The organism is Paraburkholderia sp. SG-MS1 (assembly GCF_012275575.1).
Lineage (GTDB): Bacteria > Pseudomonadota > Gammaproteobacteria > Burkholderiales > Burkholderiaceae > Paraburkholderia.
On sequence record NZ_NPIH01000087.1, the window covers coordinates 1 to 11,264 of the forward strand.

Annotated in this window: 8 protein-coding genes and 1 pseudogene; 2 read left to right on the forward strand and 7 right to left on the reverse strand. The window is 63.1% G+C overall.

Translation table 11 applies throughout. The features are described from left to right. Positions 1 to 41 precede the first annotated feature (41 nt). The 3 genes from ntrC to glnA all read right to left on the reverse strand — a co-directional run bounded on the left by ntrC (position 42) and on the right by glnA (position 4,353). Entirely contained in the window at positions 42 to 1,559 is a 1,518-nt protein-coding gene (gene ntrC / locus CIC12_RS05875; protein ID WP_168663054.1) for a nitrogen regulation protein NR(I), read from the reverse strand. A gap of 35 nt (positions 1,560 to 1,594) precedes the next feature. Then, entirely contained in the window at positions 1,595 to 2,737 is a 1,143-nt protein-coding gene (gene glnL / locus CIC12_RS05880) for a nitrogen regulation protein NR(II) (RefSeq protein WP_168663056.1), read from the reverse strand. A 200-nt stretch (positions 2,738 to 2,937) separates the two neighbouring features. Next, the gene (gene glnA / locus CIC12_RS05885; RefSeq protein ID WP_042322714.1) at positions 2,938 to 4,353 is read right to left on the reverse strand and encodes a type I glutamate--ammonia ligase; all 1,416 of its coding nucleotides are present in this window, start codon (positions 4,351 to 4,353) and stop codon (positions 2,938 to 2,940) included. Positions 4,354 to 4,790: 437 nt separating this feature from the next. Between glnA and CIC12_RS05890 the strand changes: the two genes are divergently transcribed. Continuing rightward, the gene (locus CIC12_RS05890) at positions 4,791 to 5,255 is read left to right on the forward strand and encodes a rhodanese-like domain-containing protein (protein WP_168663058.1); all 465 of its coding nucleotides are present in this window, start codon (positions 4,791 to 4,793) and stop codon (positions 5,253 to 5,255) included. Positions 5,256 to 5,555: 300 nt separating this feature from the next. Here CIC12_RS05890 and CIC12_RS05895 read toward each other — a convergent pair whose 3' ends face one another. The 4 genes from CIC12_RS05895 to CIC12_RS05910 form a co-directional block, all read right to left on the reverse strand. Next, positions 5,556 to 6,389: a competence/damage-inducible protein A gene (locus CIC12_RS05895; RefSeq protein ID WP_168663060.1), complete on the reverse strand. Its 834-nt coding sequence runs from the start codon at positions 6,387 to 6,389 to the stop codon at positions 5,556 to 5,558. Between the two features lie 30 nt (positions 6,390 to 6,419). After that, positions 6,420 to 7,253 carry an EI24 domain-containing protein gene (locus tag CIC12_RS05900; RefSeq protein ID WP_168663062.1) on the reverse strand — a complete coding sequence of 278 codons (834 nt, stop codon included), beginning with the start codon at positions 7,251 to 7,253 and terminating at the stop codon, positions 6,420 to 6,422. A gap of 147 nt (positions 7,254 to 7,400) precedes the next feature. Then, on the reverse strand, positions 7,401 to 8,402 hold the full coding sequence (locus CIC12_RS05905) for a sterol desaturase family protein (protein ID WP_168663064.1): 1,002 nt from the start codon (positions 8,400 to 8,402) through the stop codon (positions 7,401 to 7,403). A 59-nt stretch (positions 8,403 to 8,461) separates the two neighbouring features. Continuing rightward, the gene (locus CIC12_RS05910) at positions 8,462 to 9,478 is read right to left on the reverse strand and encodes a YVTN family beta-propeller repeat protein (RefSeq protein ID WP_168663066.1); all 1,017 of its coding nucleotides are present in this window, start codon (positions 9,476 to 9,478) and stop codon (positions 8,462 to 8,464) included. Positions 9,479 to 10,160: 682 nt separating this feature from the next. Between CIC12_RS05910 and CIC12_RS05915 the strand changes: the two are divergent. Next, positions 10,161 to 11,264, forward strand: a pseudogene (locus tag CIC12_RS05915) (hypothetical protein); the annotation flags it as partial.

Here is an 11,264-nt window from a genome sequence, read left to right on the forward strand (position 1 = left end):
GGCGACTCACGCCTCGCCCCGCCGCTGCAACGACATGTTGCTCAGGGCTCGAGATTGAGTTCCTGGATCTTGCGCGTAATCGTATTGCGGCCGATGCCCAGGCGCTCCGCCGCCTCGACCTTGCGTCCGCGCGTGAAGTCGAGCGCCTCGCGAATCACCGCCGCTTCGAAGCGGCGGGCAAGTTCGTCCATCACGTCCGCCGAGTTTTCGCGCAACAGCCGCGCGACTTCAGTGCGCAAGCCGCCTTCCCACGCGCTCACCGCGGTCGCCACCGGCGTGCCCGCCGCGCCGCCCGGATGCGCCGCGGCGCTCGCGCCGTTGACCGGCGCACTGCCGGCGAAGCCCTCGTCGCCCGCCCCAGTCCCGGCCGCCACGCCGCCGGTGAGATCGCTCACGCCGGCTTGCCCGGGACCGAGGTCAGGCGGCAAGTCCTTGATCTCGATGGTCTGCGCGGGCGCCATCACCGTGAGCCAGTTGGCGAGATTCTCCAGCTGTCGCACGTTGCCTGGAAACGGCAGCGACGCGAGATAGGCGAGCGCGTCCTCCGACACGCGCTTCGATTCGACGCCGAGATCGCGCGCGCTCTTCTGCAGGAAGTGCCGCGTGAGGAGCGGAATGTCTTCGCTGCGTTCGCGCAACGCGGGCAAGCGCAGACGGATCACGTTGAGCCGGTGGTACAAGTCCTCGCGGAACAGCCCTTGGCGTACGCGTGATTCGAGATTCTGGTGAGTCGCCGCGATCACGCGCACATTCGCGCGCAACGGGTTGTGACCGCCGACGCGATAGAACTGCCCGTCCGACAGCACCCGCAACAGACGCGTTTGCAGATCGAACGGCATATCGCCGATTTCGTCGAGAAACAGCGTGCCGTTCTCGGCCTGCTCGAAACGTCCCTGACGCATCGCCTGCGCGCCGGTGAACGCGCCGCGCTCATGGCCGAACAGTTCGGATTCCAGCAGATCCTTCGGAATCGCGGCGGTGTTCAGCGCGATGAACGGACCATTCGCGCGTGGGCTATGTCGGTGCAACGCACGCGCGACCAGTTCCTTCCCGGTGCCTGATTCGCCGGTAATGAGCACGGTCGCCGCGGAATGCGACAGGCGGCCGATCGCGCGAAACATGTCCTGCATCGCCGGTGCCTGGCCGAGCATTTCGGGCGCTTCGGTGACGCGCTCGTCCCACGGCTGTTCGCCGCGCATGCTTTCGTCGACGGCGCGGCGGATCAGTTCGACCGCCTTGTCGACGTCGAACGGTTTGGCGAGATACTCGAACGCCCCGCCCTGGAATGCGGCGACCGCGCTATCCAGATCCGAGAACGCCGTCATGATGATGACGGGCAGGCCCGGCACCTTGTCGCGTACGGTTTGCAGCAATTCGAGGCCGGAGCCGCCCGGCATCCTGATGTCGGATACCAGCACCTGCGGGCTGTCGTGATCGAGCGCGGCCGAGGCCTCACGGACGTTCGCGAAGCTGCGAGTCGCGAAGTTTTCGCGGGCGAGCGCTTTTTCGAGCACCCAGCGAATCGATTGATCGTCGTCTACTATCCAGATCGGCTTCATATAGGTCGGTCAGAAGTCTTGAAATGCGTGTGGGGTTAGCAGTCGAGCGGCAGCAAAATCTGAAACTCGGTGTGGCCCGGCCGGCTTTCCACTTCGATCAGCCCGTCGTGTTGTTGCACGAACGTCTGCGCGAGCGTCAGACCGAGACCACTGCCGTCCTCGCGCCCCGACACGAGCGGATAGAAAATGCGGTCGCGGATTTCTTCAGGAATGCCTGGGCCGTTGTCGGTGATATGCAAGTCCAGTGCCAGCTTACATAAGCGTTTCGAGATCGTGATCTTGCGCGCGATGCGAGTGCGCAATTCGATCCGTGCATCGCCTTGCGAAATACGTTCGCGCAGTGCTTCGGCCGCATTGCGCACGATGTTCAGGAGCGCCTGGATCAGTTGCTCCTTGTCGCCGCGCAGGTCGGGCACGCTCACGTCGTAATCGCGCTCAATGGTGAGGCCGCGCGGAAACTCCGCGAGAATCACCTGGCGCACGCGTTCGCACACTTCGTGAATGTTCACGTCGCCGACGATGTGCGGATGCCGGTGCGGTTCGAGCAGGCGGTCGACCAGCGTTTGCAGCCGGTCCGACTCCTTGATGATCACCTGCGTGTACTCGCGCAACTCGTCGCGCTGACGCTCGCCGAGTTCGAACTCAAGCAGTTGCGCCGCGCCGCGAATCCCGCCGAGCGGATTCTTGATCTCGTGCGCGAGATTGCGGATCAGTTGCTTGTTGACCGCGGTGAGGTCGTTGATGCGTTCTTCACGATCCGTACGCAGATGCCGCTCGTTCTCGAACAGCTCCAGCAGCACATAGTCCTGCGCGCTCTCCAGAAAGCCGACGATCGCATGCACGTGCAGCGGTTCGTGGCCGGGACGCTCGAGCACGGCGTCCAGATGCGTCGCGTGAAAACGATGCGCGGCGATCGCGGTAATGGTCGCGACCAGTTCGTCCGCATTCGAGAAGATGTCTGGCCACGTCATCTGCGTCAGTTGCCGGCGCGACATTTCCAGCATCGACTCCGCCGACGGGTTCGCGAACGCGACGCGCAGCGTTCGCTTGTCGAGCACCAGCACGACGGTCGGCAACGTCTCGAAGCCCGGCAGCAAACCGGAACTCACGAGTTGCGCATCGTCCGAGAGCGACTGCTCGTGCCCTTTCCTTGCCTTGATCAGATTCTTGAGAACCATCTTGCAGTCTGGCCGGTAGGAGATGGTGAAAAATCAGGTATGCCGCTTTTGTGTTGCTCACTACCCGAGCAACGCAAAAGCGACTCGCGAAAATGATGCGCGGCCCAACGAAAAAGGGACGGCGCCGCCGTCCCTTCGTGACCGATCGCGAGCGTCGGGCAAAGCGCTTCGCCGGGTGAAGGGCGAAGCGCCATGGCCGCTTACAGCGAGTAGTACATTTCGAATTCGATCGGGTGCACCGACTGACGATAGCGTTGCAGCTCGCCCGTCTTCAGTTCGATGTACGCGTCGAGCATCGAATCCGTGAACACGCCACCGCGCGTCAGGAATTCGCGGTCCGCGTCGAGCGCGTCCAGAGCCTGATCGAGGCCGGCGCACACGGTCGGGATCTTTGCATCCTCTTCCGGCGGCAGGTCGTACAGGTTCTTGTCGGCGGCTTCGCCGGGGTGAATCTTGTTCTGCACGCCGTCCAGACCCGCCATCATCAGCGCGGAGAAGCACAGGTACGGATTCGCCAGCGGATCCGGGAAACGCGTTTCGATACGACGGCCCTTCGGGTTCGACACGTGCGGAATACGGATCGATGCCGAACGGTTGCGTGCCGAGTAGGCCAGCTTGACCGGTGCCTCGAAGTGCGGCACGAGACGCTTGTACGAGTTCGTACCCGGGTTCGTGATCGCGTTCAGCGCGCGAGCATGCTTGATGATGCCGCCGATGTAGAACAGCGCGAATTCCGACAGACCTGCGTAGCCGTTACCTGCGAACAGGTTCTGGCCGTCCTTCCAGATCGACTGGTGAACGTGCATGCCCGAACCGTTGTCGCCGACGACCGGCTTCGGCATGAACGTTGCCGTCTTGCCATACGTGTGCGCGACGTTGTGGATGATGTACTTCATCTGCTGCAGCCAGTCAGCGCGTTGCACCAGCGTCGAGAACTTCGTGCCGATTTCGTTCTGGCCCTGGCCCGCGACTTCGTGGTGATGCACTTCGACCGGGATGCCGATCTGTTCGAGCAACAGGCACATTTCCGAACGGATGTCCTGGAACGTGTCGACCGGAGCGACCGGGAAGTAGCCGCCCTTCGTGCCAGGACGGTGGCCGGTGTTGCCGCCTTCGAATTCCTTCGCCGACGACCACGGTGCTTCTTCCGAACCGATCTTGATGAAGCAGCCCGATTGGTCCGTGTTCCACTGGACCGAATCGAAAATGAAGAATTCCGGTTCCGGACCGAAGAAGGCGGTGTCGCCGAGGCCAGTGCTCTTCAGGTACGCTTCAGCGCGCTTCGCGAGCGAGCGCGGGTCGCGCTCATAGCCCTTGCCGTCAGCCGGTTCGACGACGTCGCAGGTCAGCACGAGAGTCGATTCTTCGTAGAACGGGTCGATGAACGCCGTGTTCGCGTCTGGAACCAGCAACATGTCCGAGGCTTCGATGCCCTTCCAGCCGGCAATCGACGAACCGTCAAACGCATGGCCGCTTTCGAACTTGTCTTCATCGAATGCCGACACCGGCACCGAAACGTGTTGCTCTTTGCCGCGCGTGTCGGTGAAACGGAAGTCGACAAACTTGACGTCCTCGTCTTTGACGAGTTGAACGACGTCGGCCACGGATTTACTCATAACCTATCTCCTGATTAACGAATTCGGCGGATTCAGCCGCCGCCCAATCTAGCTGACCCGTCCCGGCGCGTCCACCCTCAAACGCCACGAACGAACAGAAAAACCTGCCGGGGCAAATCGATCGGCACCAGTAAAGCAGCTTCCATGCCACGTATGCGCCAAGGCGGCGCAAAACCATACGGCGCGCGCGTCGACGGGGAATGGACGCACCGACCGGCATGCAACCCTCATATTGGCGTGAGGGAGATCGCACCATAATAGTGCATTCAACATCGCGATAGCTCGAATGCTCCTATTTTTGGTGCATGGATGCACATACGCACCACAATTGCGCGTGCAGTGCGCGGTAGGCAGCGCGTCCAAATCGCCGCCAAGCGGCGCGCGGCGTGCACGGCGCGCGCTAGAATGTTTATTTGGTCTTAAGGAGATTGGCGCTCATGAGCACGATCGAACAGCTGTACGCCCAGGCGGATACCCGCCGCACCGAGAATCAACTGCCCTACGCGGGCGCGGTATCGCCCGCCGAGGCGTTCGAACTGCTGCAACTCGATCCGCGCACGCGTCTCGTCGACGTGCGCACCCGTGCCGAACTCGATTGGGTCGGCCGGCCGGTCATCGGCGACGGGCAATACGCGCACGTGGAATGGACACGCTACCCGGGCGCGGTGCCGAATCAGGAATTCATTGCGCAACTGAATCAGGTGGCGTCGCACGATACGCCGGTACTGTTTCTGTGCCGCAGCGCCGCGCGTTCGAAGCTCGCTGCGATTGCCGCTACTCAAGCCGGCTTCACGAAAGCGTACGACCTGCTGGAAGGCTTCGAAGGCGACAAGGACGGCCAGGGGCATCGGAAGACGGTCTCCGGCTGGTGCTTTCGCGGATTGCCGTGGATCGGCGCGTAATGATGGAGCGGGTCGGCGAACAAGCGGGCGGCGCCGGCCTGCGGCTGGACCGCAACCGCATGCCGCCGGCCCGCTTCCCTTGCGAGCAGGACCGCGGCGTATTCGCGTGATAAACCATCAGGTCGGCCGCCGCGTCATCATGGACACATCGTCGGCGTTTAGTGTGTCAGGCCGATGATGTGAGCAGCCCTTGATCGGCATCGGCCGGCCGCGCCCACGCCGGCCGGCCGGTAATAACGCCAAATAACCGCTGCGGTGCGGGAGGCCCCGAACCGCATCCCGCCCGTCACATGCCGCGCCTTAGCCGCGCGGCTTCGCCGCCGGAATCGACTCGGGTTCGACGATATCGCCGCCCAACAGGTGCACACCCTCACGCAGCTTCACGAACGCAGCCGCCACGGCTTCCGGCTCGCCCTTCACGCCCAGGTCGATGTGATGGCGCACATATACGCCACCGCGTTCCGCATCGCCGACGCTTGGCAGACTGAACACTCGCACGCCCGGAAAATCGCTTTCGATCTTTTCCATCAGCGGCGTGATGCGCGATTCCGGCAGCTCGAACACCAGCAACGACTTTTCCGCATGCGGCATCGCGTGATGCAAATGCGCGTACTGTGTATCCAGCACCCACTCGATCATCGGCCACGCCATCACCGGGAAGCCCGGCACGAAATGATGATGCTTGATCGAAAAACCGGGAATCTTGTTGTAGCCGTTCGGAATGATCGACGCGCCGTGGGGGTACGTGCCCATATTCAGCCGATGCCGGTTTTCCGGTGAGTCCAGGTCGAGCGGCGCCGCCGCGTTCGCCGGATACATGTCGCGGATGCGCTCCTGAATCAGCTTCGCGGCCTCCGGATGCAGTTCCAGCGGCACGCCGAGCGCGGCCGCCGCGCATTGCCGCGTGTGGTCGTCCGGCGTGGCGCCGATGCCGCCCGTGGAGAACACGATGTCGCCCGTGGCGAACGTGCGCCGCAGCGTCGCCGTGATGCGCTCGGGGTCGTCGCCGATGTACTCCGCCCAGCCGAGCGACAGACCGCGCGCGCCCAGCAATTCGATGACCTTCGGCAGATGCTTGTCGACACGCCTGCCCGACAGGATTTCATCGCCGATGATGATGACGCCAAATGCCATTGCCGCCTCTTTTTGCTTGATCAATACCCGTCAATAAGGAACCGGCGCCGTCTGACGCACGCCGCCATGCTCTTCCGTGCGCATGCGTTGCAGCGCGCGCAAACAGTAGTAGCCGAACCACAGCGCCGAAAACACGAGGATGAACGCGTAGATCCAGATCGTCATCGCGGTGATCACCGGGAACAGCACGATCAGCCAGACCGACGACGCCCACAGTAGCGTCGGCAGCGAACCCAGCAGGCCGCTCGCGATGCCGATCAACAGCAGCGGCAGCCGGAACCGGCGCACCAGTGCACGCCGCTCGTCGCGCGTTGCGTGCAATGCGAGCGCATCGTAGCTCATCACCCGATAGGTCAGCCAGCCCCACAACAGCGGCGGAATCAGCGCGAAGAACGGCGGCACGAGCCACAGCGGCAACGTGACGATCAGCAGTACCAGACACACCAGGGTGGTCCACAACGCCTGACCGAGGCTACCGTACCACGTTCCGCCGCGCCGCATTTCCAGAGCCGGAAACTGGCGCGCGGACAGGAACCGGATCACCGCGGGCATCGACAGCGTGGCGATCAGCAGCAACACCGTGACGACGATCAGCGGAATCGCCATCGCAAGCACGATGAACGGCGCGATTGCCGCATGCAGCGCCGAAAAACCGAGCCAGTCGAACAGACGATAAAGCGTGACCGTCAACGACCAGTTATCGAGCCAGACCCGGGTGCCGCCAACCAGCGTCTGCCAGGAAAACCAGAGGATCACGCCCCACCCGACCGTTGCCGCGAGAAACGGTTTGAAGGTCAGCCAGAGCATGCGCGGGTGGAGCGCGCTGGCAAGCGCGCGCCCGAACGAGCGCAACAGATCATTCATGCGAGCCTGTGTCGGTGAACGAGACGAATGAATCCGGCGAAGCGCGCAGCGCACCGGCCGGCAGGCCTTGAGCGCATGCGCAAACGTGCACAGGATAAACCACGGGAAGCGCCGCCAGGGAAACCAGCGGCGTGCGGGGAAGGCGGCTCAGACGGCGGCTGCGTCGTTGCGTTCGCCCGGGCGACGTTTCGACGTCAGTCTTGCAGCAATGCGCACGAACGCGAGCCAATGCTGCGCCCAGAAACCATCGCCATAGCGGCGGCCTTCGAGCTGGTCGCCGATGCCGGTCGGCTCCATCTCGCGGCTCCAGGAGACGCTGCGAAACAGCATGTCCCACCAGGGAAACAGCACACCGAAGTTGCAGCCGTACTTCAGTCCCGCGTGAGCGTAGCCGATGGCGTGATGACGGCGATGGAACGTCGGGCTGACGAGCAGCCGCTCGCCGAGCCAGCCGAAGTACAGACGGATGTTCGCGTGCTGCACGCTTTGCGCGAGGTTTGTGATCGCGACCAGCACGACGAACTGCGACGGCGGCACGCCGATCACCAGCGCGATTACCGCGAAAAACGACGCCTGCAGCAGATCGTCGAGCAGATGGTTGCGGTCGTCGGACCACAGCGACATCTGCTGCTGGCTGTGATGCACCGCATGCAGTTCCCACCACACGCCGATCCGGTGTTCCCAGCGGTGATACCAGTAGCCCGCGAAATCGAGCACCAGCAGGTACATCACGAACGTCACGAGCGGCTGCGTGGTGACGCCGGGCCACAGATTGTCGAACTCGATATTCGAAATGTTGTGCAGGCGCAGCCACCCCTGCACGTTGTCGAAAAACGGCTGCAGCGCGAAGAAAAAGAACAGGTTCAGAATGCCGAGCTTGGCGATCCACGTGTACAGCACGTCGATGCGCACCGCCCTGCGGCTCTCCCACTGCTCCACCGGACGCAGCGCTTCGAGCGGGCGCAGGATCGCGTACATCGCCAGCACTTCGAGCACGCCCACGATCACCCAGTACAGGCTGTCGTAGGTGTCCTCGTCGTAGTCCATCAGGTCGAAGCGGTACAGCAGGGGCTGCACCACGTCGACATACAGCAGTGTCTGCACGGCTGAAACGAAGCTGTCGAGCGAAGAAAAAATCAGATGGAACATGATGCTGGCCTCGTTACCTCATCCCTCGTGACTCGCGTGACGTGCGGCATGCTATGGCTCTAGGCGCCGTTCGGCGCCGTTACCGGCGCACGATTGAAGAAATAGATGCCGTGCGGCGAACGGCCCACCGCGATCGTCTGGATCAGCTTGCGCGTGCTCAGGTCGATGATGCCGACATGCTTCGCGAAGCGGAACGTCACCCATAGATAGCGTTTGTCGGCGGAGAGTTCCATGTCGTCCGGTCCCGGCATCAGGCCGGTGATGTCGCCGACGTTGGTGAGCGTGTCCTCGTCGATGATGCTGATCGTGCTCGCCACGCGGTTCGACACAGCGACGTGCTTGCCGTCGGCCAGCGAGCGGAAATTGTGCGCGCCCTTGCCCGTCGGGATGGTCTTGACGACCTTCTGGTTGCGCCAATCGACCACCGCGACGTAATCCGCGCCCGTCATGCCGACCAGCAGATACTTCTCGCCCGGTGTCATCCACAGGCCCGCCGGCACCTTGCCCACCTTCATCTTCCACTTCACGGTTTGCGTAGGCAAGTCGATTGCGGCCAGCTCGCCCGACACCTGCAGCGTGACGAAGACCGTCTTGCTGTCGTTCGTGAACGCCATGTGGCTCGGCATGACCGCGAGCGGCAGGCGCGAGGCCAGCGTCATCTGGTTCTTCTGGTCGTAGTGATAGATGTCGAGCCGGTCCAGACGCAGACCGGTAGTGACGAGCCACTTGCGGTCAGGCGAAAACCCGATCTGGTACGGATCTTCGATGTTCTCGATCCAGCGCTGCACCTGACCCGACTTCGGATCGACGAACATCAGATTGTTCGACACCGAGTTGGCGACGATCAGCGATGAATTGTCCGGCGTGGCCATCAGGTGATGCGGCTCCTTGCCCGTCGGCACCGTGCCGATGACCTGGCGGGTGGTCTCGTCGATCAGGCTCAGCGTGGCTTCGCCGGAATTGAGCACGATCACGTTGTTCGCGTGAGCCGCGGGAGAAAAAAAGCCTGCGGCGGCGACCAGCGCCGCGCTTGCGGCGAACGTGGCAGTCAAGCCGGGAAGAAAAAATTTACGCATGAAAACTCACTTCGGAGAACAACGGTCATTGTAGAACGTTTGCCGGCGCGAGCGGTTGACGAAGGTCGATGCGTGGCGTGCTGAAATAAAGGGCGTAAGGAAGCACGGGGGCGTTCGGGACAAATCGGGCACGGCGCATCGGCATGCGGTGTTCGCACGCAGGGATAGTAAATGCCCGCCTATCCCATTCGGCCAGTTATTCTAAAATAATCGCAAGCCGGATAATCAACTATCAGAATGAATCAGACCACTCCTTCTTTTATCCATCGGTAGATAAAAATAATCCCGGCTGATTTACACAGATTATTCACCTCCCCCATTTAAGAGTTTGCTGATACCTTGATTCCGGCTACGGAATGGATAATTCACCACTCCTCGCCGCGACGCGCGTTCCCCTCGGCTCTCAGCGTGGCGCGGAGTTTCTGGCGCGAACGGGCATGAAAGCACGAGCGCAAAGCAAGCCGCTAATTTTCCTCGTATTTTTAGCGATTGATCAGGCAATCACCCTCATCAATCGTCGTCCGTCACGCGCCGTCGTCCGCTCGCACAATAATGTGGAGGTTGTCACACGATGAATAAAAGTATTTCAATGACCCGGTGCACAGCGGCGCACGCGGCGCCGGTGGTCTCCGGGCCCGCAAACTTCGGAAAAAATCGCGCGGCGACGCGAAAGAAAGCGATCGTGCACGCCGTACTCGCCGCAGCGGCTTTTGCGAGCGGAGCGTCGGCGGTCGCTGCCGGCACCGATGCGATCGAGTCAGGTTCGGCTGCTGACGCCTCGGGCGACTTCGCCATTGCGATAGGCAAGCAGGCGAGCGCGCCGGCCCCCAACTCAATTGCGCTAGGCACGCAAACCCGCGCGCAGGGCAACGCCGCGATGGCCGCCGGTTCAAATGCCAATGCGCAAGGAGACGGCGCCAATGCAGTCGGCCTGGACGCTAATGCACAAGGAAGCGGTGCCACGTCGGTGGGGACGGAGACGAGGGCGCTCGGCGCCGGAGCAACGGCAGCGGGCCTGAACGCTAGCGCGCTGAACGACCGTGCAACCGCAATCGGCTTGAACGCGGTTGCAAAGGGCATCGATTCCATCTCGTCCGGCTCGGCGGCCACCGCAACAGACGCGGCCACATCCGCATTCGGCGCATTGTCAACAGCTTCCGGCTCCGCCTCCACCGCAGTGGGCTACGGCGCGCAAACGCAGGGCAGCGCAGCCTTCGCCGGCGGCAGTTTGGCATCGGCGGCGGCTGACGGCAGCGTGGCGCTCGGCAACCGCGCGACCGTCAGCGGCGTCGACGGGATCGCGCTTGGCAACCACGCCACTGCCAGCGCCGCGAATAGCGTCGCGTTGGGTGCGAACTCCGCCACCACTGCCGACCTGACGCGCCCCGCTTATGCTCCGGCCGGCCTCGGCGCCAGCTTGATCGCGGCTCCGGATCCGGCGGGCGAAGTCTCGCTTGGTTCGACGGGCAACGAGCGTCGCGTGACGAACGTCGCGGCGGGCGCGCTGCCGACCGACGCCGTCAACGTCAGCCAGTTGGGCGCGATCGACGGCAAAGTCGATGCGATTGCGCGAAGCGGTACGCAGCGTTACTTCAAGGCCGAAGGCGGCGTCGACGGTTCCGATGACGCCGTCGCGACGGGCGCCAATGCGCTCGCAGCGGGGGCTGGCGCAAGCACCCTTGGTGCCGATGCGGCAGCGGTCGGCGCCCGGGCGCGCGCTGGCGGGACGGGCGCGGTGGCGTTCGGCGCGAGTGCCGTGGCGGACGCGGCGCACGCCACCTCGGTC